General features: G+C 71.3%; 24 protein-coding genes and 1 pseudogene. 22 read left to right on the forward strand and 3 right to left on the reverse strand.

Translation table 11 applies throughout. The features are described from left to right. Positions 1–67 precede the first annotated feature (67 nt). From ABD250_RS08085 to holA, 10 genes are all read left to right on the forward strand, one after another. On the forward strand, positions 68–1,300 hold the full coding sequence (locus tag ABD250_RS08085; RefSeq protein ID WP_182659125.1) for a glutamate-5-semialdehyde dehydrogenase: 1,233 nt from the start codon (positions 68–70) through the stop codon (positions 1,298–1,300). Positions 1,301–1,371: 71 nt separating this feature from the next. Beyond that, positions 1,372–2,253: an AAA family ATPase gene (locus ABD250_RS08090; protein WP_179524943.1), complete on the forward strand. Its 882-nt coding sequence runs from the start codon at positions 1,372–1,374 to the stop codon at positions 2,251–2,253. A gap of 27 nt (positions 2,254–2,280) precedes the next feature. Continuing rightward, positions 2,281–3,711, forward strand: coding sequence for a vWA domain-containing protein (locus ABD250_RS08095; protein ID WP_182659124.1), 1,431 nt, complete (start codon positions 2,281–2,283; stop codon positions 3,709–3,711). A 56-nt stretch (positions 3,712–3,767) separates the two neighbouring features. Then, positions 3,768–4,484: a nicotinate-nucleotide adenylyltransferase gene (gene nadD, locus ABD250_RS08100; protein WP_179524945.1), complete on the forward strand. Its 717-nt coding sequence runs from the start codon at positions 3,768–3,770 to the stop codon at positions 4,482–4,484. Then, on the forward strand, positions 4,481–4,924 hold the full coding sequence (rsfS, locus tag ABD250_RS08105; RefSeq protein WP_182609840.1) for a ribosome silencing factor: 444 nt from the start codon (positions 4,481–4,483) through the stop codon (positions 4,922–4,924). Before nadD ends, rsfS begins: the two co-directional genes overlap by 4 nt. A 7-nt stretch (positions 4,925–4,931) precedes the next feature. Beyond that, positions 4,932–5,633: a histidine phosphatase family protein gene (locus ABD250_RS08110; RefSeq protein WP_182609839.1), complete on the forward strand. Its 702-nt coding sequence runs from the start codon at positions 4,932–4,934 to the stop codon at positions 5,631–5,633. Further along, positions 5,630–6,460 (forward strand): DegV family protein, encoded by an 831-nt coding sequence (locus ABD250_RS08115; protein WP_182645494.1) that lies wholly within the window; start codon positions 5,630–5,632, stop codon positions 6,458–6,460. Before ABD250_RS08110 ends, ABD250_RS08115 begins: the two co-directional genes overlap by 4 nt. Positions 6,461–6,510: 50 nt before the next feature. Beyond that, positions 6,511–7,476: a helix-hairpin-helix domain-containing protein gene (locus tag ABD250_RS08120; RefSeq protein ID WP_344391655.1), complete on the forward strand. Its 966-nt coding sequence runs from the start codon at positions 6,511–6,513 to the stop codon at positions 7,474–7,476. Next, positions 7,473–8,912 carry a ComEC/Rec2 family competence protein gene (locus tag ABD250_RS08125; protein WP_179524950.1) on the forward strand — a complete coding sequence of 480 codons (1,440 nt, stop codon included), beginning with the start codon at positions 7,473–7,475 and terminating at the stop codon, positions 8,910–8,912. Before ABD250_RS08120 ends, ABD250_RS08125 begins: the two co-directional genes overlap by 4 nt. A 66-nt stretch (positions 8,913–8,978) precedes the next feature. After that, a complete protein-coding gene (holA, locus tag ABD250_RS08130; RefSeq protein ID WP_182659252.1) occupies positions 8,979–9,956 on the forward strand; it encodes a DNA polymerase III subunit delta in 978 nt (325 codons plus the stop codon). Positions 9,957–10,071: 115 nt separating this feature from the next. Here the strand turns inward: holA and rpsT are convergent, their stop codons facing one another. Further along, complete coding sequence (gene rpsT / locus ABD250_RS08135; RefSeq protein WP_179524952.1) at positions 10,072–10,332, reverse strand: 30S ribosomal protein S20; 261 nt, start codon at positions 10,330–10,332, stop codon at positions 10,072–10,074. Between the two features lie 207 nt (positions 10,333–10,539). Beyond that, positions 10,540–11,088: a type II toxin-antitoxin system PemK/MazF family toxin gene (locus ABD250_RS08140; RefSeq protein WP_344391660.1), complete on the reverse strand. Its 549-nt coding sequence runs from the start codon at positions 11,086–11,088 to the stop codon at positions 10,540–10,542. 35 nt (positions 11,089–11,123) lie between these two features. Here ABD250_RS08140 and ABD250_RS08145 point away from each other — a divergent pair, with 35 nt between their 5' ends. Both ABD250_RS08145 and lepA read left to right on the forward strand, forming a co-directional pair. Then, positions 11,124–11,846, forward strand: a complete 723-nt coding sequence (locus ABD250_RS08145) for an EthD domain-containing protein (RefSeq protein WP_179524954.1) — start codon at positions 11,124–11,126, stop codon at positions 11,844–11,846. Between the two features lie 58 nt (positions 11,847–11,904). Beyond that, positions 11,905–13,764, forward strand: coding sequence for a translation elongation factor 4 (lepA, locus tag ABD250_RS08150; protein WP_182658680.1), 1,860 nt, complete (start codon positions 11,905–11,907; stop codon positions 13,762–13,764). A gap of 22 nt (positions 13,765–13,786) precedes the next feature. Here lepA and ABD250_RS08155 read toward each other — a convergent pair whose 3' ends face one another. Then, complete coding sequence (locus ABD250_RS08155; RefSeq protein WP_182658679.1) at positions 13,787–14,305, reverse strand: CGNR zinc finger domain-containing protein; 519 nt, start codon at positions 14,303–14,305, stop codon at positions 13,787–13,789. Between the two features lie 26 nt (positions 14,306–14,331). On the opposite strand from ABD250_RS08155, the gene ABD250_RS08160 reads away from it, so the two are divergent. The 10 genes and pseudogenes from ABD250_RS08160 (at position 14,332) to ybeY (ending at position 25,647) form a co-directional block, all read left to right on the forward strand. Further along, positions 14,332–15,153 carry a TSUP family transporter gene (locus ABD250_RS08160; RefSeq protein WP_182658678.1) on the forward strand — a complete coding sequence of 274 codons (822 nt, stop codon included), beginning with the start codon at positions 14,332–14,334 and terminating at the stop codon, positions 15,151–15,153. Positions 15,154–15,186: 33 nt separating this feature from the next. After that, positions 15,187–17,295, forward strand: coding sequence for a M3 family metallopeptidase (locus ABD250_RS08165; protein ID WP_182658677.1), 2,109 nt, complete (start codon positions 15,187–15,189; stop codon positions 17,293–17,295). Between the two features lie 9 nt (positions 17,296–17,304). Then, the gene (locus ABD250_RS08170) at positions 17,305–17,514 is read left to right on the forward strand and encodes a hypothetical protein (protein WP_179524959.1); all 210 of its coding nucleotides are present in this window, start codon (positions 17,305–17,307) and stop codon (positions 17,512–17,514) included. A 142-nt stretch (positions 17,515–17,656) separates the two neighbouring features. Further along, positions 17,657–19,045, forward strand: a pseudogene (locus ABD250_RS08175) (WS/DGAT/MGAT family O-acyltransferase); the annotation flags it as partial. Positions 19,046–19,731: 686 nt separating this feature from the next. After that, complete coding sequence (gene hemW, locus ABD250_RS08180; RefSeq protein WP_182658675.1) at positions 19,732–20,949, forward strand: radical SAM family heme chaperone HemW; 1,218 nt, start codon at positions 19,732–19,734, stop codon at positions 20,947–20,949. 49 nt (positions 20,950–20,998) lie between these two features. Next, a complete protein-coding gene (gene hrcA / locus ABD250_RS08185) occupies positions 20,999–22,039 on the forward strand; it encodes a heat-inducible transcriptional repressor HrcA (protein ID WP_179524962.1) in 1,041 nt (346 codons plus the stop codon). Positions 22,040–22,099: 60 nt separating this feature from the next. Continuing rightward, entirely contained in the window at positions 22,100–23,263 is a 1,164-nt protein-coding gene (gene dnaJ, locus ABD250_RS08190) for a molecular chaperone DnaJ (protein WP_179524963.1), read from the forward strand. Between the two features lie 4 nt (positions 23,264–23,267). Beyond that, positions 23,268–24,065, forward strand: a complete 798-nt coding sequence (locus ABD250_RS08195) for a 16S rRNA (uracil(1498)-N(3))-methyltransferase (protein ID WP_179524964.1) — start codon at positions 23,268–23,270, stop codon at positions 24,063–24,065. A 29-nt stretch (positions 24,066–24,094) separates the two neighbouring features. Further along, positions 24,095–25,156, forward strand: a complete 1,062-nt coding sequence (locus ABD250_RS08200; RefSeq protein ID WP_259844134.1) for a PhoH family protein — start codon at positions 24,095–24,097, stop codon at positions 25,154–25,156. After that, positions 25,153–25,647: an rRNA maturation RNase YbeY gene (gene ybeY, locus ABD250_RS08205; RefSeq protein ID WP_182617320.1), complete on the forward strand. Its 495-nt coding sequence runs from the start codon at positions 25,153–25,155 to the stop codon at positions 25,645–25,647. Before ABD250_RS08200 ends, ybeY begins: the two co-directional genes overlap by 4 nt. The last annotated feature ends 1 nt before the right edge of the window (position 25,648 follow it).

The following is a 25,648-nucleotide window of genomic DNA, read 5'->3' on the forward strand; positions in this document are numbered from 1 at the left end:
GACCACCAGCCACCTCGACGCTCCTGAGACCACCGGCCACCCCGGCGCCGATCGGCCCGCCGACCCGATGCGCGACGCAGTCCACGACGCGGCCCGTCGCGCCCGGACGGCCTCGCGTGAGCTGGCCCTGCTCACCACGGAACGCAAGAACGCGCTCCTGCTGGCGGCGGCGGACGCGCTGGTGGCCTCGCGGGCGGAGATCCTCGATGCCAACGCGCGGGATATCGCCGACCAGACGGAAGAGGGGACCGGCGAGGCGATGCTGGACCGGCTGCGGCTGACCGCCGAGCGGATCGAGGGCATCGCCGGAGGCCTCCGTCAGGTCGCGGGACTGGCGGATCCCATCGGCACGGTGACCCGCGGATCCACCCGGCCGAACGGGCTGCAGCTACGTCAGGTCCGGGTTCCGCTGGGCGTGGTGGGCATGATCTACGAGGGCCGCCCCAACGTCACCGTCGACGCGTTCGGCCTGGCGTTCAAGTCGGGGAATGCGGCGCTACTGCGCGGTTCGCGATCGGCCCGCTACTCCAACGAGGCACTCGTGGGTGTCCTGCGGGGCGTACTGGCACAGCACGAGTTGCCGGTGGACGCCGCGCAGCTCCTGCCCTCGGAGGGCCGGTCGTCCGTCACCCACCTCATCCAGGCCCGCGGGCTGGTCGACGTGGTGATCCCCCGCGGCGGTGCCGGGCTCATCCAGGCCGTGGTGGAGAACGCCAAGGTCCCGGCCATCGAGACAGGGACCGGTAACTGCCACCTCTACATCCATGGTGACGCCGATATCGACGAGGCGATCAGTCTGCTGCTCAACGGCAAGACCCGCCGCTGCAGCGTGTGCAACGCCACCGAGACCGTCCTGCTCGACGAGGCCCTCGGCGACGCCGCCGTGGACCGGGTGGTGGGGGCACTGCAGTCCGCCGGCGTCACCGTGCACGGCGACCGCGAGGGACTCGTCCCCGCCGACGACGTGGACTGGGGCGAGGAGTACCTGAGCATGGACATCGCGCTGAAGGTGGTCGACGGCGTGGACGCCGCGATCGACCACATCGCCCGCTGGTCGTCGGGACACACCGAGGCGGTGGCCACGCGGAGCATCGAGGTGGCCGACGCGTTCTGTGCCCGGGTCGACGCGGCCGCGGTGATGGTCAACGCCTCCACCGCGTGGACGGACGGCGAGATGTTCGGCTTCGGCGCCGAGATCGGAATCTCCACCCAGAAACTGCACGCCCGCGGGCCCATGGGTCTCGAGGAACTCACCAGCACCAAGTGGATCGCCCACGGCAAGGGACACGTGCGTCCCTGACCCGCTCCACCCGGGCCACCGCCCACACCCGGCCCCACCCCGGGCGACCGAGATATCGAGAGGACCCACCCATGGACCGAGCCCGGACCGCGCAACGACCGGCATTCGAGAGCATCGACCACGTGATCGAGAGTCTCGGGGCCCAGGGCTACCTGGCCGACCGCTCGACCGCGACGGTGGTGTATCTGGCCGACCGGTTGGGCAAGCCGCTGCTCATCGAGGGGCCGGCGGGCGTGGGCAAGACCGAACTGGCCAAGGCCGTCGCCGCGGCCACCGAGGCCGAGCTCATCCGTCTGCAGTGCTACGAGGGCGTGGACGAGGCCAGGGCCCTGTACGAGTGGAACCACGCCAAGCAGATCCTGCGCATCCAGGCCGGCCAGGGGGAGGGATGGGACTCCACGCGGGACGACGTCTTCTCCGAGGAGTTCCTGTTGTCCCGCCCGCTGCTCACCGCCATTCGGCGTAGCGAGCCCACCGTGCTCCTGGTCGACGAGGTGGACAAGGCCGACATCGAGATCGAGGGCCTGCTGCTCGAGGTGCTCAGCGACTTCGCGGTGACGATCCCAGAGCTCGGGACGATCCAGGCGGTCCGCAAGCCGTTCGTGGTCCTGACCTCCAACGCGGCCCGCGAACTCTCCGAGGCGCTCAAGCGGCGCTGCCTCTACCTGCACCTGGATTTCCCGACCCCCGAACTGGAGCGCAAGATCCTCGGATCGCGGGTGCCGGAGCTCGACGACCGGCTGGCCGAGCAGCTGGTCCGGGTGGTCGGGGTGCTGCGCGCCATGGCGCTCAAGAAGGTGCCGAGCGTGTCCGAGACCATCGACTGGGGCCGCACCCTGGTCGCTCTGGGCCTGGACACGATCGACGACGAGACCGTCCTGCAGACCCTCGGAGTGGTGCTCAAGCACCAGTCCGACCAGCTCCGCGCGGCCGCCGAGCTGCGGCTCAACTAGCGTGCGGCGATCAGGAGGTCAGGCGAGATGAACACGCGTGCGCCCGGCGGGCTGTCCGGGCACCTCGTCGACTTCGTCGACGCCCTGCGCCGCAAGGGCATCCCCGTGGGGCCGAGTGAGGCGGTCGACGCGGCCGCGGCGATGGTCCACATCGACCTGCTCGACCGGGCGGCGCTCAGGGAGGCGCTCGCCGCCACGATCCTGCACAAGCCCACCCACCGAGGCGTGTTCGACCAGCTCTTCGACCTGTGGTTCCCCGCCGCGATCGGGGCGCACTCCGCCTCGGACGGGGTGGCACTCGAGGTGGAGATCCCGACGGACGACGACGGCAAGGTGGACCCGGAGGCGCTCAACGAACTCATCGCCTCGCTTCTGCTCGAGGACACCGAGGAGTCGCGGGCCAGGGCCCGGGCGTTGGCCGAGCTCCTGGTGGAACAGCTCGGTTCGTACGACTCGGCGAGCGGTCCGCGCTACTCCGCCTATCAGGCCCTCAGTCCACTGGACACCAGCGCGATCATGCAGAAGATCCTCGACGGCCTGATGGGGGCCGATCCCTTCGACCCGGACGGTTCCAAGCGCCACGCCGAGAAATCCGCGGCCGCCAACTCGGCGGCGGACATGGTCAGGGGTTTCCTGCGCGAGGTCGCCGACGAGACCCGGCGCCGCACCGCGGAGACGGTGGGTCGCGACCGGGTGGCCGACTACGCGGTGGGTCCCGCGGCGGAGCAGGTGGACTTCCTGCGGGCCAACGACCAGGACCTGCAGACGTTGCGTCGGCGGGTGGGTCCCCTCGCACGTCAGCTCGGTAGTCGCCTGGCCGCGCGACGTCGTCGTCACCGTCAGGGCGCCATCGACATGCGCAAGACGATGCGCCGGTCCATGTCCACCGGCGGGGTGCCGGTGGAGCTGGTGCTGCGCAAGCCCCGGCCGGCGCGCCCCGAGTTGGTGGTGTTGTGCGACGTGTCCGGGTCCGTGGCCGGCTTCAGTCACTTCACGCTCCAGCTGGTGCACTCCCTGCGTGAGCAGTTCTCCCGCGTTCGGGTCTTCGCCTTCGTCGACACCACCGACGAGGTGACCTCGTTCTTCGAGACCGGGTCGGACCTGGGATCGGCGATGAGCCGGATGGTGCGCGAGGCCGAGATCGTCACCTACGACGGGCACTCCGACTACGGGCACGCGCTCGAGGGGTTCGCGGACCGCTACGCCCACACGCTCACCCGCACGGGTTCGCTGCTCATCCTGGGCGACGGGCGCAACAACTACCGCGACCCGGCCGTGGAGGCGCTCGAGTTCGTCAGCGAGCGCGTCGGGCACACCCACTGGCTCAATCCGGAGCCCAGGAGGCAGTGGGGAACCGGTGACTCGGCGGCCAGGCTGTACTCCCAGTACGTCCCCATGCACGAGTGCCGCAACGTCGAGCAGCTCACGGCGGTCGTCGCGGGCCTGCTGCCCGTGTGAGGGCGCGGACACGCGAGGGAGCGGAACGTGGTGCCGGACCGATAGACTCGGCGACCATGACCACGACGGGGACCGCCGCGGGCGCCGGACGCCGCATCGGAGTGATGGGCGGGACCTTCGATCCGATCCATCACGGTCACCTGGTGGCGGCCAGCGAGGTCGCCCACCGTTTCGGTCTCGACGACGTGGTGTTCGTCCCCACCGGGGAGCCGTGGCAGAAGCGGGGTCGTACCGTCTCGCCCGCCGAGGACCGGTATCTCATGACCGTCATCGCGACGGCCTCCAACCCCCGGTTCTCCGTCAGTCGCGTGGACATCGACCGGCGGGGCCCCACCTTCACCGTCGACACCCTCAGGGACCTGTTGCGACAGAACCCCGGAGTCGAGCTGTTCTTCATCACCGGCGCGGACGCGTTGGAGAAGATCCTGACCTGGCGCGGCTGGGAGGAGATGTTCGAGCTCGCCACCTTCGTCGGGGTCTCGCGCCCCGGCTTCGAGTTGTCCGACACGCATCTCGCTCAGATCGGTGACGGCCGCGTGCACCTGCTCGAGATCCCCGCGCTGGCCATCTCCTCGACCGAGTGCCGACGGCGTGCGGCCGAGGACGCCCCGGTCTGGTACCTCGTCCCCGACGGGGTCGTCCAGTACATCGCCAAACGCAACCTCTACCGCCCCGAGGGCTCCACCAGGCTCGACGGGACCCCCGCCGCGACGGCTCCGGCACACCGCGAGCTCGTCCCCACCGACCACCACACCGAGGAGAACCATCAGTGACCGCTAGCCCCGAGGCCCTGGACATGGCGGGCATCGCCGCCCGCGCCGCAGACGAGAAGCTGGCCACGGACATCGTCGTGCTCGACGTCTCCGGCCAACTCATCATCACCGACTGCTTCGTCCTGGCCTCGGCCGAGACCGAACGTCAGGTCAACGCCGTCGTCGACGAGATCGAGGACAAGCTCCGCGAGGCGGGGCACAAGCCGCTGCGTCGGGAGGGCACTCGCGAGGGGCGCTGGGCGCTGCTCGACTACAACGAGGTGGTCGTCCATGTCCAGCACGTCGACGAGCGCGACTACTACTCGCTCGACCGTCTGTGGAAGGACTGCCCGGTCGTGGAGATCGAGGGCGTCGAGACCTCCGGGCGGCCGGAGTCCGCGACGAGCGGCGCCGACGACTCGCTCGCGCCGGAGGAGCCGCAGCGGGATCAGGGGCTCTGACACCGCGGTGACCCGTCGTCTCATCCTGCTGCGTCACGGTCAGACGCACTACAACGCCTCGCTGCGGATGCAGGGCCAGTTGGACACCGAGCTCAGCGAACTCGGCGTCCAACAGGCCCACGCGGTCGGTCGCGCCCTCGCACACCGTCGACCGTGGACGATCCTCTCCTCCGACCTGCAGCGGGCACGCGAGACGGCCCGGGCACTGGCCTCGGAGGTCGGGCTCGACGTCCGGACCGACCCGCGCCTGCGCGAGACCCACCTGGGCACGTGGCAGGGGATGAGCCATTCCGAGGTCGACGAGCTGTGGCCCGACGCGCGGATGCGGTGGCGCAGCACCCCACGGTGGTCCCCGCCGGAGGGGGAGAGCCGGCTCGACGTGGCCCGGCGGACCCGCCAGGTGGTCGACGAACTCGTGGACGCCTCGCCGGGGTGGAACGAGCACCCGGCGGTCCTCGTGGCCCACGGGGGGGCGATCGCCGCCCTCACCGCCGCTCTGATCGAGCTGCCGGTCGAGCAGTACCCGATCTTCAACGGTCTCGGGAACACCTGTTGGGTGCAGCTGTCCGCGCACCCGCGGCCCGGGTCGTCCTGGAGCGGGCAGTCCGCGACCCCGGAGATCGGGCCGACGACCGAGGGCGCCCGCGACGTGCTCTGGCGACTGGACCAGTGGAATGCCGGTCTCACGCCCCCGGTGGTGCAGCCATGACCATCCGCCTGGTCACCGACTCGAGTGCCGACCTCCCCGAGGAGTGGGTCCGCGAGTTCGGCATCACCGTGGTGGGCCTCCACGTGGTCGAGGAGGGGGACCGGGCGGTCTCGACGGCCGCGGTGACCCCGGACGAACTGTCGGCGATCTACCAGGAACTCCTCGACGATCCGGACTGCACGGGCATCGTCTCCGTCCACCTCTCACGTGATCTCTCCCGCACGTGGGAGTCCGCCGCCGACGCGGCCACGAGATTCGGCGGTCGCGTCCTGGTCTCGGACTCCAGGTGCGCCGGGATGGCGTTCGGCGCCGCGGTGGCCCAGTGCGCCTGGGCGGCGAACAACGGGCTCGGCCTGTCCGCCACCTACGAACTCGCCGAGCGGATATGCCGGGGAGCGTCCACCTTCGCCGCTCTGGAGTCGTTGGAGAGTCTGCGCCGTGGTGGCCGGATCAGCGCTGTCGCCGCCCTCTTCGGCAGCGCGCTGGCCATGCGCCCGATCATCGTGCTGCGTGGTGGTTCGGTCGACCTGGCGGCCAAGGCCAGGACCACGACCAAGGCCCACGAGAGGTTGCGCGCGCTGCTGCGCGACGAGGTCGGCCGGGGCGATGTCCTGGTGGTCGTCCACCAGCACGAGGCACTGGAGCGGGCCCGGGAGATGGCCACCGAGATCCGCAAGGAGACCCCGTTCCCCGAGCGGGTTCTCGTCGTCGAGTTCGACGAGGTCCTGGCCTGGCACCTGGGGCCCGGGACCGTGGGGGTCTCGGTGACCGACCTCGTCGACACCGCATTCCCCATCCCCCCGGTCTCTCCACAGGACGACGACTGAGAGACCTCCGCGGGGTCCGCGAGTGGCCCCCGCCCGGCTAGCGTCGGCCCATGTTCCCCGACACCCGGACCCGTCCCGCGGACCCCGGTGATCCCGCCCGCGAGGCCGCGCTCCACCGGCTCTCGAGTGTGACCGCGCCGGCGGGCCCGGCGTCCGTTCCCCTGGCCGACGCGGATCCGGACGGGGCGAGACCCGAACGGGTGCCGCCCGCGCGTCCGGATCCGGCGGCGTGGGCCGACCCCCCGTGGTGGCGCAGGGTCCGGTGGGCCCCGGACAGGGTCGCCGGCATCGCGCTGGTCGTGGTGGTGCTGGGGCTCGGCGGGTTCTCCGTCCACCGGCTCCTCGCCGCGGTGCCCGAGGGGCCACCGGTACCGGACCTCCCGGTGGCCGCCCCGGGGGAGACGGTCGGTGCCGACGGCTCGTCGGCTCCGGGCGCACCGGCGGCCCCGGCCGCGAACGAGGTGGCCACGACCGGGTCGGCCACGAACGAGGTGGCCGGGCCCGACGAGCCCGTCGTCGTCTCGGTGGTCGGTCTCGTGGGCCGCAGCGGGTTGGTCACGGTGGCCCCGGGTGCGCGGGTGGCGGACGCCCTCGACAGCGCCGGCGGTGTCCTGGACGGTGGTGACCGAGACGGACTCAACCTGGCGCGCAAGGTGGTCGACGGCGAACAGATCCTGGTGGGGCTCGCACCGGGGCCCGACGGCCCGCGTGGGCCGCGCAGCGGGATCGTCGGGGCGGGCGACCCACCGGTGGACGGCGGCCCCGCGCCGGCGTCCGCCCCGGCGGCGGGAGCCGCACCCGGCTCGCCTCCTGCTCCCGGTGGGGGACTGGTCGACCTCAACACCGCGGACGCCACGGCCCTCGAGACGCTGCCGGGTGTGGGGCCGGTGACGGCCTCGTCGATCCTCGCGTGGCGAGCCGCCAACGGTGCGTTCGCGAGCATCGATCAGCTGGCGGAGGTCGACGGAATCGGTCCGGTGACCCTCGCACGCCTCCGGCCCCTCGTCACGGTGTGACCACCGCCGACCCGGCGGGCGGGCCGTGTCCGCCTCCGCGGGCACCCGCCGCGCGTGACCTCCGGTTGGTCGTGCCGACGCTCGCGCTCTTCGCCACGACCGCGGTCACCGTGGGGATGCGGCCGGCGGTGGCCACCGCGCTCGCGGTCGTCCTGCTCGCCGCGGCGGTGATCGGGGTGTCCTGGTCGGTGGCCGTGGGAGCGGGCGACAAGGTGGACCACCCGGCGCTGGGGGTGCTCGCGATGGCGTGCGCGCTCGCGGCGGTCGGTGCCGGCGTCCAGGCTGCGCGATCGTACGCCCTCGCCGCGCATCCGCTGGTCTCGCTCGTGGACACCCGCACCGGTGTCGAGGGCGTCGTGACGGGCTTCGACCGCCCGGTCCGCAGCGGGGGAGTGATGGTCCCGTTCCGGGTGGAGGTCACGGGGTCCGGGGCATCGGCGCGGGCGGCCGAACTCGACGTGGTGGTCCTGGCCCGCGAGGGGTGGCGGGGTCTGCCGCCCGGGACGAGGGTGCGGGCCTCGGTGGCGGTGCTCGAACCGCGCTCGGCCGGGGACCAGCCCGGCCTGCGCGCCCTGACGCCTCCGCGGGTGACGGGCGAACCGGGAGCGGCGGGTCGGGCGCCGGCCGCGGTGCGCGAGCGGTTGCGGGTGGTCTCGGACCGGGCCCTCGAGGGGGAGGCGGTGGGATTGCTCCCGTCCTTCGTGCTCGGCGACGAGGGTGGCGTCCCCACGGAGACCCGCGACGCGTTCCGGGCCTCGGGCCTGGCCCATCTCGCGGCGGTGTCCGGGGCCAACACCACCTACGTGATGGGGGCTGTCCTGCTGGCGGCCGCCGCGCTGGGGGCCGGACGCCGCGCCCGCATCATCGCCGCGGGGACGGCACTCGCCGGCTTCGTAGCGGTGGTGGGCCCGGAACCCGCGGTGTTGCGGGCGGCCGGGACCGGGGCCATCGGCCTGGCCGCCCTCAGCTCCCACCGGACCGGTCGCCCTCTGGCCGCGCTGGCCGGCGTGGTGCTGCTGGTGGCGATGCTCGACCCCGCCACCGCGACCGGGGCCGGCTTCGTCCTGTCGGTCACCGCGACCGCCGCGCTCGTGCTGTTCGCCAGACCCGTGGCCGTGCGTCTGCGTCGCCCGTGGATGCCCGCCACCATTGCGGACGTGCTGGCGGTCTGCGTGGTGGCACACCTGGCCACCCTCCCGGTACTGGCGGTCACCGGGTTGGAGACGGGCCCGTGGGCGCTGCCCGCCAATATCGCGGTGGCCCCGGTGGTGCCTCTGGTGACGGTGCTCGGGACCGCCGCCGCGGCCCTCGGGCCGGTGTGGGAGGACGGGGCCGTCGTGCTGGCGTGGGCGTGCGCCCCGGCGCTGTGGTGGCTCGAGACCGTCGCGGACGTCGCCGTGTCCCTGCCGGGGTCGCCCGACGTGGCGCCCGGGTGATCCCGCGCCTGTGGTGACGGACCTGCGTGGCACGATGTCGGGTGAGTACGACGACGAGGAGCGCCCATGACACCCGGTTCTTCACCCGGCCCGCTGCATCTCGTCCTGGGCGAGGACGAGTTCCTCACCGAGCGCGCCACCGCCGGTGTCGTGGCGGCCGTGCGGGCAGCGGCTCCCGCGGGGGAGGATCCGCCCGTGGTCTCCCGCCTGGGGGGACCGGAGGTCGGTGCACCGCAGCTGTTCGAACTGCTCTCACCGTCGCTGTTCGGCGAGGCCCGGATCGTGGTGATCACCGGTGCCGCGGAACTGGGCAAGGACGCCCAGGCGGCGGTGATGGGGTCCGCCGTCGACCTGCCGGACCAGACGGTCATGGTGGTCCAGCACACGGGCGGGGGTCGGGCCAAGGCGCTCGTACCGGACCTGCGTAAGGCCGGTGCGCAGGAGCACGCGGCCGGCAAGCTCTCCCGCCACATGGACGTGGTGGGATTCGTGCGCTCGGAGTTCCGGGGTCTCGACGTCCGGGTGGCCCCCGAGGCGTGTGAGGCCCTGGTGGAGGCGGTGGGCACGGACCTTCGGCAGCTGGCGTCGGCGTGTGGCCAGCTGGTGGCCGACACCGGGGGGAAGGTCGACGTCGAAGCGGTGCGCCGCTATCACTCCGGGGTCGTGGGGGTCAGCGGGTTCACCGTGGCCGAGCGCGCGGTCACCGGGGATGTGGCCGGCGCGATCGAGGCCCTCGAATGGGCCATGCACACGGGGGTCCCGCACGTCGTGTTGGCGGACGCTCTCGCGGACGCCGTGAACTCGATCGCCATGGTGGGCACCCAAAGGGGCACCCCGCCGGCCGAACTGGCGCGGCAGGGCCTGCCTCCGTGGAAGGTCAAGAAGGTCACCGCGCAGACCCGGTACTGGTCCATCGACACCCTCGGCAGCGCCCTCCAGGTGGTGGCCCGCCTCAACGGCGAGGTCAAGGGGCAGGCGGAGGACACCTCGTACGCGCTCGAGCGGGCGGTGCGGGAAGTGGGCTCACTGGCGGGCGCCGCATAGAACGCGACGAGGGCCCACCACGCGCACTCGATCGGTGCGGGGGTGGGCCCTCGGAGCCTCATCGCGGCGGCTAACGACGCGGGGCTGTGCTCCCCGACGGGGGGAGCGGGTCGCCTCAGAGCGCGTTGACGGCCTTGGCGAGCGACGACTTCTTGTTGGCGGCCTGGTTCTGGTGGATGACACCCTTGGTGGCGGCCTTGTCGAGCTGACGCGAGGTCGCGACGAGGAGGGCGCCGGCCTTGGCCTTGTCGCCGGCCTCGGTGGCCTCACGCAGGCTGCGGATGGCGGAACGCAGAGACGACTTGATCGACTGGTTGCGGAGACGGTTGCGCTCGTTGGTGAGGTTCCGCTTCTTCTGGGACTTGATGTTTGCCACTGGTCACACCTTCGGTCGTGTGTCGACGGCTCCCCGGGGGATCCGGTCGATCTGATGTCATGTCTCTAGTCCGCTCGAACACGCGCAATGCGATCCGGTGGACACCGACGACCCACTTTACCAGCGGCGGCGTCACCGGCCAAAACGCGTGACGGGTGGGCGAGCACCCGGTCGGGCCCGTGTCGGGCTGCCCGCCACCACCGCCCGTCAGCGCCAGCCGTAGTCCGAGCGCAACCGGTCCGCGACCCGGTCGAACGTGGCGCGGGAGCAGACGGCCCCCTCGCGTCGGATTCCCTGTTCGGGCACGTCCAGCACGCGGTCCAGGCGGACCCAGCTCGGTCGGCCCTCCGGGTCCCACGGCCCGGTGCCGAGCCCGAGCCACCCCTCGTCGTCGTCCCGCCTGTCCTGCGAGGAGAGCATGAGGCCGAGCAGTCGATCGCCGTCGCGGCCCACCACCAGGACCGGACGGTCCTGCCCGCGTCCGTCGGCCTCCTCGAACTCGACCCACGTCCACACGATCTCTCCCGGATCGGCCCGACCGTCGAGGTCGGGTGCGTAGGAGACGGTCCGCGCGCGACTCGACGTGGGCACGGTCCCGGACGTGGTGGGTCGTCCCGCTCCCACGGCCCCACGCGGCGCGGCGGAGGTGATCCCGCGATCCTCGAGGCGCCGACGCACCTCGAGGGCCACCGTCGGTCCGTACTTGCGGCTCATCCGGGCCGCGGTGCGACCCATCCGGGCCCAGTCGATCGCCATGTCCGCCAGGGTAACGGCATCTAGGATCCCGGTTCATGGACATGCTCTTGGCGGTGGTGTGGTCGGACGACCCGGAACGTGCCGGGCCCGACGCCTCCCGGCTGCGGTCGGACATCGCCCGGGCGGTGGACGGCCCGCTCGCCGACCTCGGGGTGACCGAGTACGTGGTGAACGTCCGCGACGAGGCGGTGGCCGGCGCGATGATCGACGTGCAGGTGACCCCGCGGCCGGTGCTCGCGGCGGTCCGCGCGCGGGTGCCGGTGGCCTCGGCCACCGCCTGCGCCGGCGTCCTCGACGCCCTTCGCGGGCTGGGCCCGGTCTCCGCGTGGTCGGTGACCGGATCGGAGCCGCTCCGCGTGCCGGAGCCGGGGGAGGACGGGAGGTGTCCCGGGATGGCCAATCTGGCCTTCCTGCGTCGCCCCGGGCGGCTGGACCGCGACGAATGGCTGCGCGTCTGGCTCGAGGAGCACACGCCGGTGGCGATCGAGACGCAGTCCACCACCGCCTACACCCAGCACGTGGTGGTCCGCGCACTGACCGGGGACGCGCCGGAGATCGCGGGGATCGTCGAGGAGGTGTTCCCGATCGAGGCGGCCGGGGACCTCGGGGTGTTCTTCGACTCCCGGGGCAGCGATGAGAGGATGAGCCACAACATCAAGGCCATGACCGCCTCGACGGCCCGGTTCCTCGACGACGGCACGGTCGACGCGATCCCCACGGGACGGTACGTGATGCGTATCCGGAGCCCGCACGTGTGACAATGGGGGCATCGCCCGGTCGGACCGCACCCCGCCACGCCCGGGCCCGCCTCCAGGAGTGATCGAGATTCCCAACTTCGCAGAGACGACGTTCACCGATCCCGCCAGGATCAGGAACTTCTGCATCATCGCCCACATCGACCACGGCAAGTCGACGCTCGCCGACCGCATGCTGCAACTCACCGGCGTGGTCGAGGAGCGGCTCATGCGCGCCCAGTACCTCGACCGGATGGACATCGAGCGCGAACGCGGCATCACCATCAAGGCGCAGAACGTCCGCCTGCCGTGGGTGCCGCGGTCCGGCCCCCACCAGGGCGAGGAGATCGTCCTGCACATGATCGACACCCCGGGCCACGTGGACTTCACCTACGAGGTCTCCCGCGCCCTCGAGGCGTGCGAGGGGGCGATCCTGCTGGTCGACGCCGCGCAGGGCATCGAGGCCCAGACGCTGGCCAACCTCTACCTGGCCATGGAGAACGACCTCGAGATCATCCCGGTGCTCAACAAGATCGACCTCCCGGCCGCGGACCCGGACCGGTTCGCCGAGGAGATCTCCCACATCGTGGGGTGCGAGCCGGACGACGTCCTGCGGGTCTCCGGCAAGACGGGCATGGGCGTCGAGGAACTGCTGGACAGGGTGTGCGAGCGGATCCCGGCGCCCGTGGGCGACCCGGACGCCCCGGCCCGCGCGATGATCTTCGACTCGGTCTACGACACCTACCGCGGCGTGGTCACCTACGTCCGGGTGTTCGACGGCTCGCTCAACCCGCGCGAGAAAGTCAGGATGATGTCGACGGGGTCGACGCACGAGGCGCTCGAGGTCGGGATCATCTCGCCGGAGCCCAAAGCGACGAAGGGGCTCGGGCCCGGCGAGGTCGGTTATCTCATCACCGGCGTCAAGGACGTCCGCCAGTCCAAGGTCGGCGACACCATCACCAGCGCCCGCGGCGGGGCGGAGGAGCCGCTCGCGGGGTACGCCGAGCCCAACCCCATGGTGTTCTCCGGGCTCTACCCGATCGACGGGTCCGACTACCCGGTCCTGCGCGACGCCCTGGACAAGCTCCAGCTCAACGACGCCTCGCTGGACTACGAGCCGGAGACCTCGGTCGCGCTCGGCTTCGGCTTCCGCTGCGGATTCCTGGGTCTGCTGCACATGGAGATCACCCGGGACCGGTTGGAGCGGGAGTTCAACCTGGACCTCATCTCCACCGCCCCGAACGTGGTGTACCGCGTGGTCGCCGAGGACGGGAGCGAGCACCAGGTCACCAACCCGTCGTACTGGCCCGAGGGCAAGCACCGCGAGATCTTCGAGCCAATCGTCAAGTGCACGATCATCGTTCCCAGCGAGTTCGTGGGCACCGTCATGGAACTGTGCCAGTCCAAGCGCGGCGAGATGAAGGGCATGGACTACCTGTCCGAGACCCGCGTCGAGCTGCGCTACGTCATGCCGATGGGCGAGATCATCTTCGACTTCTTCGACTCGCTCAAATCCCGCACCAAGGGCTACGCGTCGATGGACTACGAGGAGGCCGGTGAGCAGGCGTCCGATCTGGTCAAGGTCGACATCCTGCTGCAGGGCGAGGCCGTGGACGCGTTCAGCGCGATCGTGCACCGCGACTACGCCCAGGCCTACGGCAACAAGATGACGGGCAAGCTCAAGGAGCTCATCCCGCGTCAGCAGTACGAGGTGCCCATCCAGGCGGCGATCGGCGCGAAGATCATCTCCCGCGAGAACATCCGCGCCATCCGCAAGGACGTGCTGTCCAAGTGCTACGGCGGCGACATCAGCCGCAAGCGCAAGCTGCTCGAGAAGCAGAAGGAGGGCAAGAAGCGCATGAAGTCGATCGGCCGCGTGGACGTGCCCCAGGAGGCCTTCGTGGCAGCGCTGTCCGCGGAGTCGAGCGCGGACAAGAAGTAGCGGCCGTCGGCTCCGCGTGGGCTCACGCCCAGTGCCTCGCTCTGTGCCGCCGCACGGCGGACCGGTTGGTGCAGCGGGTCGAGCAGTACCGCTTGCGCCCGTTGCGGGTGGTGTCGGCGAAGACGTCCGAGCAGTCGTCGGCCGCGCATCTGGCCAGCCGGTCGATGCCCCGTGAGGTCAGGTGGAGTGCGGTCCCCACCGAGAACATGGCGGTGAGGAGCCGCGCGAACGAGACGTCGTCCGCGCGGTAGTGGACGTGCCAGTGGCCGTCGTGGTCGGTCAGTCGCGGCGGCGCCGAGTGGTCGGCGAGCAGGGCGTTGAGGGCGTCGGCCCGCCCGCGGGGGTCGGTGGTGTCGACGACGACGAGCCAGTCGTCGAGAAACGTCAGCACCTCCTCGAGGTCCTCGTCACACGCCCCCCGGTCGATGGTCACCCCCGATTCGCGGCAGCGGTCCACCAGTTCGCGGGTGGTGCGGGGGCGGCGGTTCGCCAGGTCGGCGGCGAGGGTCACCGGATCGGCCCCGTAAGGGTTGATATACACAAACCGATTACAGCACAGTGATCGGTATGCCTCAGTCATTCGCGGGTCTGGCCGCGTCCCCGGCGGTGGGGGTCTCGGTGTGGGTCCTGGCCGCGCTCGTGCTGGCCGCGTTCGTCGCAGGCTGGGTCGACTCGGTGGTCGGCGGGGGAGGACTCATCCAGCTCCCGGCGCTGGTGCTCGGACTGCCCGCGGATGCCTCGACCCCGGAGATCCTCGGGACCAACAAACTCTCCTCGGTCGCCGGGACGCTGGTCGCCTCCCTGACCTACCTGCGCCGGATCCGGGTGCCGATCGGGATGGTGCTCCCGCTGGTGGTCGCGGCCTTCGCCGGGTCGGCCGCCGGCTCGTCGGTCGCCAGGTTCATCGCGAGGGACCTGCTCACGCCGGTCGTCCTGGTGGCCGTCATCGTGGTGGGCGCCTACACGTGGTTCCGGCCCACCATGGGTCGCACCCACGAGAACCGGTACACCGGGTGGGCGCGCATCTGGCGATCGGCGCTGATCGGTCTGCTGATCGGGTTCTACGACGGGGTCCTGGGTCCGGGGACCGGGTCGTTCTTCGTGATCGCGATCGTCGCGTTCCTGGGCTTCGGCTTCCTGCAGGGGACCGTGGCGGCCAAGCTCGCCAACCTCACCACCAACATCGCCTCGATCCTGGTGTTCGGCATCCACGGCGAGGTGCTGTGGCTCATCGGTGGCTGTATGGCGGTGGCCAACCTCACCGGGGGGTTCATCGGCGCGCGGATGGCGATGCGACACGGCAACGAGTTCATCCGGGTGGTGTTCCTCGTGGTCATCGGCATCCTGGCGGTCAAGTTGGCGTGGGACACGGTGGCCCAGTGGACGTGAGGCGTCCCGCGGAGCCGACGTAGACTCGCCCCCATGACCCTCCCGAGCCCCGAACCCGGCCGCCACCCGCTGCTCGACGAGTCACCGTTGCCGTACGGGTTGCCCGACTTCGCGGCGATCGACGAGGCGGAACTGGAGCCGGCCATCCGGACGGCGATCGACGACCACGCGGCCGAGGTCGCGGCGATCGTGGCCAACCCGGAACCGCCGTCCGTCGCCAACACGGTCATCGCCCTCGAGCGGTCGGGCCGGGCGCTCCACCGGGTCCTGTCGGTGTTCTACGGGCTCCTCGGTCCGGATGCGACCCCCGCCCGGCTCGACGTGGACCGGGTGGTCTCGCCGCTCCTGGCCGCCCACGGCTCGGCCGTCATGACCGATCAGGGCCTCCACGCGCGGGTCGACGCCGTCCACTCGGCGTTGGAGTTGGGGGAGCTGGAGGTCGACGACGAGACCGCGCGGCTGATCCGTCGGCATCACCGTGACCTCCTCCGGGCGGGTGCGGGACTCGACGAGGCGGGCCGCGAGCGGCTGACGGCGATCGACACCCGGTTGGCCGAACTGACCACGGCGTTCGGGGAGAACCTGCTCGCCTCCACCGCCGAGCTCGCCGTCCCCGTGACCGACGAGGCGGAGCTGGCCGGGCTGCCCGCGTCCATGCGCTCATCGCTCGCCGCCGCGGCCGCGGAGGCGGGACGCGAGGGTTGGCTCATCCCGCTGGGACTGCCCACGGTGCAGCCGATCTCCGCGTGGCTGGACCATCAGGGTCTGCGGCGGCGGGTCATGGAGGCCTCGCTGCGACGGGGTTCGACCCCGGAGCACGACAACTCCCCGATCGTCCTGGAGATCGTCCGGCTCCGCGCCGAGCGCGCGCACCTGTTGGGGCTGGGCTCCCACGCCGAGCACGTACTCGCCGTGGAGACGGCCGGGTCGCCCGATGCGGCACGAGGTCTGCTGCTCGACGTGGTCGACGCCGCCGTCACCAATGCCCGCAACGAGGCCAAGGACCTGCTCGGCGGGGAGGACCGCGAGTTGAACCCGGCCGACTGGGCCTGGGAGTCCGAGCGGCTGCGCGCCGACCGCTTCCAGGTGGACGACGCACGCGTCCGGCCGTACTTCGAGCTCGAGCGCGTGCTGCGCGACGCGGTCATGCACTCGGCCTCCGAGCTCTACGGCCTGCGCTTCGCCGAGCGGACGGACCTGCGCGGATTCCTCCCGGACGTCCGGGTGATCGAGGTCTTCGACGACCAGCGGGACCAGCCCGACGCCGGGATCGGTCTGCTGCTCCTCGACTACTACGCACGTCCGACCAAGCGGGGCGGGGCCTGGATGAGTTCGTTCCGCGACCAGTCCCGGCTCCTGGATTCGCGTCCCGTCGTCGTCAACGTCATGAACCTGTCCCGCCCCGCGGCGGGTGAGCCGACGCTGCTCACCATGGACGAGGTCACGACGATGTTCCACGAGTTCGGGCACGCCCTCCACGGCCTGCTCTCGGACGTGGAGTACCCGGTGTTCTCCGGGACCTCGGTGCCGCGCGACTTCGTCGAGTTCCCCTCACAGGTCAACGAGATGTGGGCGCGCCGGCCGGAGATGCTCGCGCGATACGCCCGGCACGTGGAGACGGGGGAGCCGATCGCCGAGGATCTGGTCGCGCGGATGCGGGAGGCCGAACGCTTCGGTGAGGGGCAGGCCACCGTCGAGTACCTCGCCGCCGCCCTACTGGACCTGGCCTGGCACTCGCTGACCCTCGAGGAGGCCGAGGCGGTGACGGATGTCGACGAGTTCGAGGCCAGGGTGCTCGCCGAGGCGGGACTCGACGTCCCCGGCGTCGAGCCCAGGTACCGGTCGCGGTACTTCCAGCACATCTTCGCCGGCGGGTACTCGGCGGCCTACTACTCCTACTTCTGGGCCGAGGTGCTCGACGCGGACGCCGCCGAGTGGTTCGCCGAACGTGGGGGACTGAAGCGGTCCTCGGGGGACGCGATGCGCCGTGAGGTCCTGTCCCGCGGCGGGGCGATCGACTTCCTCGACGCCTACCGGGCGATGCGCGGTGCGGACCCGAGTCCCTCGGCGCTGCTGCGCCGCCGGGGCCTGGACAGTTCGGTGGTGGGCGGCCGCGAGGTCGCCACCGCCGGCCGGTCGTAGGATCGATCCGTGACGGCATTCCTCGAGTTCTGGGACAGGGTCGAGCTCTGGCTCGCCACCCTGCCGTTCCCCCTGCAGGTGTTCATCATGCTCGCCGCCGGAGTCCCGCTGTTCTTCCTGGTCGCGGTGGTCGTCGAGCGGGTGGCCGATGTGCTCGTGCACCGGTTCCGGGGGCTCGTCGCCGCCGGGGACCCCGAGACCGGGAAGGAGGTCCTGTAGATGCCCCGGTCGCGTGTGACTCTCGCCCTGATCCTGCTGATCGCGCTCGTCGTGATCGCGTGGCTCATCCTCGACGTCTGGTGAGGACGGGCCGTCCGCGGAACCGACTCTGCGGGACGGACTCCGGACGTACACTCCCTCCATGCAGCGCCTGAGTGGACTTGACGCCAGCTTCCTCTACTTCGAGACCAGGGCCCAGCTCCTGCACGTGTGCGGGTTGATCGTCCTCGACGGGTCCGAGATGAACGGCGGCTACTCGTTCGACGCGCTGCGCGCGGAACTCGCCCGCCGGGTCACCGGGATGCCGGGTTTCCGGCGCAAGTTGCACGACTCACTGCTGAACATCGACCACCCGGTGTGGGTCGAGGCCGAGGACTTCAACATCGACCACCACCTCCACCGGGTCGGCCTGCCGGAACCGGGTGGTGACGAGGTCCTTGCCGAGTTGTGCGGTCACCTGGCCAGCCAGCCGATAGACCGATCGATGCCGCTGTGGCAGATGTACGTCATCGAGGGGCTGCCCGACGGACGGTTCGCGGTGTTCGCCAAGATGCACCACTCGACCGTCGACGGCGTCACGGGCGCCAACATGATGTCCCAGCTGTGCTCGCTCACCCCGGAGGATCCGTCCCTCGACCAGGAACTGGTGCAGGAGACCGCCGGAGGCTCGGGAGCCCTCGAACTGGCCGTCGGCGGGGCGTTGTCCCGGCTGGCCACCCCGTGGCGTCTGGCCTCGCTGTTGCCGGGGACACTGGGTGTCCTTCCCTCGTGGATCAACAGGGCCCGCAAGGGTCTCGCCATGCCGGCACCATTCACCGCCCCGCGCACCCCGTTTAACCGCACCATCACCGGGCACCGGTCCATCTCCTACGCCAGTGTGGACCTGGACCAGGTCAAGCGGATCAAGAACGCCTTCGGCACCACCGTCAACGACGTCGTGCTGGCCCTCTGCTCGACCGCCCTGCGCAACTACCTCGACGACCTGGACGAGTTGCCGTCGAAGCCCCTCATCGCGATGGTCCCGATGTCGGTGCACGCCGCGGAGTCACGCCCCGGCACCAACCGGGTGTCGGGCATGTTCATGTCGCTGGCCACGGACATCGACGACCCGGTCGAGCGTCTGGAGTCGATCCGGGACGCCAACACCGTCGCCAAGGACCACACCGACGCGCTCGACGCCAATCTCCTGACCGACTGGGCGCAGTTCGCGGCGCCGTCCGTCTTCGGTTCCGCGGTCCGGATGTACTCGCGCCTGAGGCTCTCCGAGCGCCACCCGGTGGTGCACAACCTCATCATCTCCAACGTGCCCGGTCCGAACATCCCGCTGTACTTCCTCGGGGCCAGGGTCACGAAGATGCTTCCGATGGGGCCGGTGTTCCACGGCGCCGGCCTCAACTGCACGGTGATGTCGCTCGACGGAGAGCTGCACTTCGGGTTCATCGCGTGCAAGGACCTCGTTCCCGACCCCTGGCCCATGGCCCACGCGGTGAGCGAGGCCATGGAGGAACTCGTCGAGGCCGCCGAGAAGCGCGAGGCGAGCGGGACCCCCACGGCGGAGCGGATGTCCGCCGCCGAGTTGGCGCAGTTGCGGAAGGACCTGAAGAAGGCGGGCCGTCAGTCGTCCGCGAGCAAGGACGGGGCCGCCACGAACGCCTCCGACCGACAGCGCCCGGCGAAGAAGGCCCCGGCGAAGAAGTCGACCGCGAAGACGTCGACCGCGGAGAAGACGACCGCGAAGAAGGCCCCGGCGAAAAAGGCTCCAGCGAAGAAGGCTCCCGCGAAGAAGACCTCGGCCACCACCAAGACGACAGCCGCCAGGAAGTCGACCGCCCACAGGAAGACGTCCACCGCGACCAAGCCGACCGCCGAGAAGACCACGGGCCGGACCGCCCCCGCCTCGACATCGGCTAATGAGAAGTCGGCCTCCAGGACCGCCGCCGCGAGGAAGACCTCGGCCCGGAAGACGTCCGACAAGCCCACGGGTTCCAAGCCCGTCACCCCCGTCGAGCGCACGGCCAACCCGTCATCCGGCACTGTGGGCTCCGTGCCCAGACCAGACAACTCTTCCGCGTCCGAACCGGCGACCGGTACCGCCACGGGGCCCGACGCCGCCGCACCGACCTACAGCGCCCCGGCCGCCACCGTTCCGGACGAGGGGCCCGCGACCTCCGAGTCGGGGGGCGGTGAGACCGGTGGCGACCGCGTGACCGGTCAGGCGTGACGACCGGGGCCCACGATCCGGCTGGTCTCGCTCTCTCCCCGCCGCCGCGCGACCCGCGGGCGCCGTTCGGGATCTACCTCCACGTCCCGTTCTGTGCGTCCCGCTGTGGCTACTGCGATTTCAACACGTACACGGCCGGGGAACTCGGGTCCGCCACCTCGCCCGCCGACTGGGAACGGGCGGCCGCACTGGAGATCGAGCGGGCGGCGTCGGTGCTGGCCGGGTCGGGCACCCCGCCGAAGGTCGACACCGTCTTCGTCGGCGGCGGAACCCCGTCGCTGGTGGGTGCGGACGTTCTGGTGGGGATGCTCGATCGGATCCGGTCGACGTTCGGGCTCGCGCCCGGAGCCGAGGTGACCACCGAGAGCAATCCCGAATCCACCTCCCCGGAGTTCTTCGGACGACTGCGCGAGGGCGGATACACGCGGATCTCGCTGGGGATGCAGTCCACCGCGGCGCACGTCCTGCGCGTCCTGGACCGCGCCCACACCCCCGGTCGCCCGCAGGAGGCGGTCGCCGAGGCCGCCCGAGCCGGGTTCGACCACGTCAACCTGGACGTGATCTACGGGACGCCGGGGGAGACCGACGACGACCTCGCCCGCACCCTCGACGCCGTGGTCGACGCAGGGGTGGACCACGTGTCCGCCTACTCGCTCATCGTCGAGGACGGCACCGCCCTGGCCCGGAGAATCCGTCGGGGAGAACTGCCCGGGACCGTCGACGACGTGCTGGCCGACCGCTACGAACAGGTGGCGGAGCGACTGTCGCGCTCGGGGTTCCACTGGTACGAGGTCTCCAACTTCGCGACCGACGAGTCGGGTTACTGCCGTCACAACATGGGGTACTGGCGCGGCGGTGACTGGTGGGGGATCGGACCCGGGGCGCACTCCCACGTCGCCGGAGCCCGGTGGTGGAACCTGCGCCATCCTGCGCGCTACGCCGCGGCGTGGGACGCCGGGGACCTCCCGGTCGAGGGCGGGGAGCGACTGCACGACGACGACCGTCACCTCGAGCGGATCATGACCGGCCTCCGGCTGGCCGAAGGGCTCCCCGACGGGGCGTTCACGGCGCAGGAGAGGGAACGTGCGGACCTCCAGGTGTCGGCGGGTCTGCTACGGCGGCGGCCCGCCGACGGGCCCGACGGTCCCGGGTACGCGTTGACGGAGTCGGGCAGGTTGCTGGCGGACGGTGTCGTGCGCGACGTCCTCCTGTAGAGCCGCTGGCCTAGAATCGTCTGTACGCAGGGCGCGAGGAGGGGGATCCATGTCGAGCACGGCCGATCGTAGGACCGAGGTCTTGCGCGCGATCGTCTCCGACTACATCGCCTCGCACGAGCCGGTCGGCTCCAAGACGCTGGTCGACCGCCATTCCCTGGGGGTCTCCAGTGCGACGATCCGCAACGACATGGCCGTCCTCGAGGCGGAGGGCTTCATCGTCCAGCCCCACACCAGTTCCGGACGGATCCCCACGGAGAAGGGCTACCGCCACTTCGTCGACTCGATCGAGGAGATAACCCCCCTCTCGCGCGCCCAGCGGAAGGCCATCCAGGCGTTTCTCGAGGGTGCCGTCGACCTGGACGACGTCCTCCGGCGGGCCGTGCGGTTGCTCTCCCAGCTCACCCGCCAGGTCGCCGTCGTCCAGTACCCGGTCCTGGGCCGCTCCACCGTGCGCCACCTGGAGGTGGTGAGCCTGGCCCCCACCCGTCTGTTGCTGGTGCTGATCACCGACACCGGCAGGGTGGACCAGCGGACCGTCGAACTCGCGGCCCCGCTGACGGACGACCATCTGGCCGAGCTCCGGTCCCTCCTCTCGGAGGCGGTCGCGGACAAGCGGCTCAGCGAGGCCTCCGAGGCCCTGGCGGCCACGCCTGACCGCGCTCGTCCGGACCACCGCGATGCGGCGGAACGGTGCGTGACGGTGCTGGTGGAGACATTGGTGGAGCAGCCCGACGACCGAATCGTCCTGGGCGGCACCGCCAACCTCACGCGCAGCGCAGCCGACTTCGACGGGTCCCTCAGGTCGGTCCTCGAGGCCCTGGAGGAGCAGGTCGTGATCCTCCGGCTGCTCTCGGCGGCGCAGTCCGTGGGGATGGGAGGGCCCGGAGGGGTCACCGTCCAGATCGGGGAGGAGACCCGGGCGGCGGAGATCCGCGGCGCGTCGGTGGTGTCCTCCGTGTACGGTTCCGAGCGCCAGATGCTCGGCGGGATGGGGGTGCTCGGGCCCACGAGGATGGACTACCCGGGAACAATCGCCTCGGTCGCCGCTGTTGCCCACTACGTGGGCGAGATCCTGTCCGGGCACTGACGCCCGTAGCCTCACCCGGGACCAGTTCTTCCATTGAGTTCATTTGACGAAAGGCGACACGTGTCACGCGACTACTACGGGACCCTCGGGGTCGATCGGGGTGCCTCGGAGTCCGAGATCAAGCGCGCCTACCGCAAGCTCGCCCGCGAGTTGCACCCCGATGTCAACCCGTCGGACGAGGCGCGTGAGCGGTTCACGGAGATCACCGCGATGTACGAGGTCCTCACCGACCCCGAGAAGCGTCGTGTCGTGGACATGGGCGGCGATCCCCTCGACTCGTCGCCCGGCGGCGGATACGGCGGCGGTTTCGCTGGCGGTGGCTTCGGCGCCGGCGGCGGTCTCGGCGACGTGTTCGAGGCGTTCTTCGGTGGCGGCGGGGGCGGCGGCGGACGCGGCCCCCGGAGCCGCGTGCAGCCGGGTTCGGACGCGCTGATCCGCGTGAACCTGACCCTGGCGGAGTGCGCGACCGGCGTCACCAAGGAGATCCAGGTCGACACGGCGGTGCTGTGTGAGACCTGCCACGGCAAGGGCTCGGCGAGCGACGCGCCGCCCGCGAAGTGCGGCATGTGTCAGGGGCAGGGTGAGATCCAGTCGGTCCAGCGCTCCCTGTTGGGCAACATCATGACCAGCCGCCCGTGCCCCACCTGTGCCGGCACCGGCGAGATCATCACCGATCCCTGTGGTGACTGCACCGGCCAGGGCCGCGTCCGCAAGCGCCGCACCGTCTCGGCCAAGATCCCGGCCGGCGTCGGCGGCGGGATGCGGATCCGGCTGTCCGGACAGGGTGAGGTCGGCCCCGGCGGTGGTCCCGCCGGAGACCTCTACATCGAGGTCAACGAGCGCACCCACCCGGTGTTCGTCCGGGACGGCGAGGACCTGCACTGCACGGTCCGCGTCCCGGTCGTGGACGCCATCCTCGGGGGCAGGGTGGACCTGGAGACGGTGGTGGGTGACGACCTCGAGATCGACATCCCGGCCGGCATCCAACCGGGCCACACGGTCACGCTGTCCGGCCGCGGGATGCCGCGTGTCCGCGGCGGCGGTGCCGGTGACCTCACGGTGCACATGGAGGTGGTGATCCCCGACAAGCTCGACCGCAAGCGGCGGGACCTGGTGGAGCAACTCCGCCGTCTCGGCGGCGACTCGGCAGAGATCGTCAACGAGGACACCGCCCGCCGGGGCGGGTTGTTCTCGCGTCTGCGCGACGCGGTCGCGGGTCACTGAGCCGGTGACCCCGCCCCTGTTCCGGGTCGACGCGGTCCCCGCCGTCGGCGAGACGGCCGTCCTCGACGGCGCCGAGGGCCGGCACGCCGGCTCGGCCCTGCGGGTGCGGCCAGGCGAGCTCCTCCGGGTCGGGGACGGGCGCGGCCAGGTCGCGGACTGCTCGGTGTTGACGTCGGGGCCCGGCCGGGTCGAGGCAGAGGTCCTGGCCCGGACCGTGGTCGAGCGACCGACGCCCCTGGTGACCGTGGTCCAGGCGCTCCCCAAGTCCGATCGCTCCGAGCTCGCCGTGGAACTGGCCACCGAGGCCGGGGCGGACCGGATCGTGCCGTGGCAGGCGGACCGGTGTGTGAGCCGCTGGGCGGGCCCCAAGCTCGACAAGGGCCGGACCAAGTGGGCCAACGCGGCCCGTGCCGCCGCCAAGCAGTCCCGGCGCGAGTGGGAACCGGAGATCGGCGACCCGCTCGACTCCACCGGTCTCGTGGCATTCGTGGCCGAGGAGGTCCGAGCGGGTGCGACCGCGCTGGTGTTGCACGAGGACGGTGCCGCCGGTTTCGCGGACGCCGTGACCGCGGCGGGTCCCGTGGAACGCATCCTCCTCGTCGTCGGGCCCGAGGGCGGCGTCTCCGACGCCGAGATCGACTCACTCACCCACGTCGGGGCCCGCGCCGTCGTCCTGGGTCCCGAGGTGCTGCGCACCTCCAGCGCCGCCGCGGTGGCGCTCGGCGCCCTCGGAGTTCTCACGCGGAGATGGGCCCGCACTGGTACTACACTCGACCCGACCGCACCACCACCCAGGAAGTGATCCACGTAGGTACCCCAGAGAACGACGCAGTGAGTGACACGGTCGCCCGGACGCGGGGCGACGACCGCCGGGACCCCGGCGGCCCGCCCTCCCGCACGGCGGTCCAGCTCGACCCGGACCTGGCCATGGCGGTGCTCGGCGCCGCGGACGCCAACCTCCGGGCGCTCGAGGAGCTGCTCGACGCCGACCTGCACGTGCGGGGCGGCACCATGACCATCTCCGGCGACCCCGGCGCCGTCGACCAGGCCTCACGAGTGGTCTCGGACCTGCTCCGGCAGGCCGGACGTGGGGTGGAGATCACCCCGGCGTCGGTGCGACGCTCGGTCGAGATCCTCGCCGACTCCGGGCCGTTGACCCCCGAGGAGGTGCTGGGCACGGACGTGCTGTCCCGGCGCGGCGGGATGATCCGGCCCAAGACGGTGGGGCAGAAGCGGTACGTCGACGCGATCGACGACCACACGGTGGTGTTCGGGCTCGGACCCGCCGGAACGGGTAAGACCTACCTCGCGATGGCCAAGGCGGTCGCCGCGCTGCGGGCCAAGGACGTCAGTCGCATCATCCTCACCCGCCCGGCGGTCGAGGCCGGGGAGCGGCTCGGCTACCTGCCCGGCACCCTGCACGAGAAGATCGACCCGTACCTGCGGCCGCTGTACGACTCGCTGCACGACATGATGGACCCGGAGGCCATCCCCAAGCTCATGGCGGCCGGGGTGATCGAGGTCGCCCCGCTGGCCTACATGCGTGGGCGCACCCTCAACGACGCGTTCATCATCCTCGACGAGGCGCAGAACACCACGCCCGAACAGATGAAGATGTTCCTGACCCGCCTCGGCTTCGGCTCGAAGATCGTCGTGACAGGGGACATCACACAGATCGACCTCCCGGGTGGGCAGCGATCCGGACTCAAGGTGGTGCGCGACATCCTCAAGGGGGTCCCCGACATCCATTTCTCGGAGCTCACGTCCGCGGACGTCGTGCGGCACGCGCTGGTGGCCCGGATCGTCGACGCCTACGCGAAGCACGAGGAGCGCCTCGAGCGGGGCGAGGAACCCACCGCCGTACACAGGAACAGGGAGCACCGCCGCCGATGAGCATCGAGGTCGCCAACGAGTCGGGCGTGGAGGTCGACGAGGCCGAACTCATCGACGTGGCCGCGTTCGTGATCGCCCGGATGGACGTCCACCCCGCCGCGGAACTGTCGATCACCCTCGTGGACAAGGACACCATGGCGGATCTCCACGTGACGTGGATGAACCTGCCGGGTCCCACGGACGTCATGAGCTTCCCCATGGACGAGCTCTCCCCGGGGGGTCGCCCCGACCTGCCCGATCCCGGGCCGGCGATGCTCGGCGACATCGTGCTGTGCCCGGCGTTCGCCGCCGACCAGGCCGCCAGCTCCGGTCATCCGCTCGCGCACGAGCTCGCGCTGCTGACCGTGCACGGGTGCCTGCACCTGCTCGGGTACGACCATGCCGAGCCGGCCGAGGAGCGCGAGATGTTCGGCCTGCAGAACGAGCTGCTGGGCGAGTGGTACGACCACCGGGACGCCCCGCAGGACGACGCCCCGCGCGCGGACGCCTGAC

It is taken from the genome of Dietzia cercidiphylli, assembly GCF_039531545.1.
Taxonomy (GTDB): Bacteria; Actinomycetota; Actinomycetes; order Mycobacteriales; family Mycobacteriaceae; genus Dietzia; species Dietzia natronolimnaea.

Excerpts from the sequence above, each read along its gene's own strand:
- ABD250_RS08085 (WP_182659125.1), top strand. The coding sequence starts at position 68 with ATGCGCGACGCAGTCCACGACGCGGCCCGTCGCGCCCGGACGGCCTCG.
- ABD250_RS08090 (WP_179524943.1), top strand. The coding sequence starts at position 1,372 with ATGGACCGAGCCCGGACCGCGCAACGACCGGCATTCGAGAGCATCGAC.
- ABD250_RS08095 (WP_182659124.1), top strand. The coding sequence starts at position 2,281 with ATGAACACGCGTGCGCCCGGCGGGCTGTCCGGGCACCTCGTCGACTTC.
- nadD (WP_179524945.1), top strand. The coding sequence starts at position 3,768 with ATGACCACGACGGGGACCGCCGCGGGCGCCGGACGCCGCATCGGAGTG.
- ABD250_RS08115 (WP_182645494.1), top strand. The coding sequence starts at position 5,630 with ATGACCATCCGCCTGGTCACCGACTCGAGTGCCGACCTCCCCGAGGAG.
- ABD250_RS08120 (WP_344391655.1), top strand. The coding sequence starts at position 6,511 with ATGTTCCCCGACACCCGGACCCGTCCCGCGGACCCCGGTGATCCCGCC.
- holA (WP_182659252.1), top strand. The coding sequence starts at position 8,979 with ATGACACCCGGTTCTTCACCCGGCCCGCTGCATCTCGTCCTGGGCGAG.
- ABD250_RS08140 (WP_344391660.1), bottom strand. The coding sequence starts at position 11,088 with ATGGCGATCGACTGGGCCCGGATGGGTCGCACCGCGGCCCGGATGAGC.
- ABD250_RS08145 (WP_179524954.1), top strand. The coding sequence starts at position 11,124 with ATGGACATGCTCTTGGCGGTGGTGTGGTCGGACGACCCGGAACGTGCC.
- ABD250_RS08160 (WP_182658678.1), top strand. The coding sequence starts at position 14,332 with ATGCCTCAGTCATTCGCGGGTCTGGCCGCGTCCCCGGCGGTGGGGGTC.
- ABD250_RS08165 (WP_182658677.1), top strand. The coding sequence starts at position 15,187 with ATGACCCTCCCGAGCCCCGAACCCGGCCGCCACCCGCTGCTCGACGAG.
- hrcA (WP_179524962.1), top strand. The coding sequence starts at position 20,999 with ATGTCGAGCACGGCCGATCGTAGGACCGAGGTCTTGCGCGCGATCGTC.
- ybeY (WP_182617320.1), top strand. The coding sequence starts at position 25,153 with ATGAGCATCGAGGTCGCCAACGAGTCGGGCGTGGAGGTCGACGAGGCC.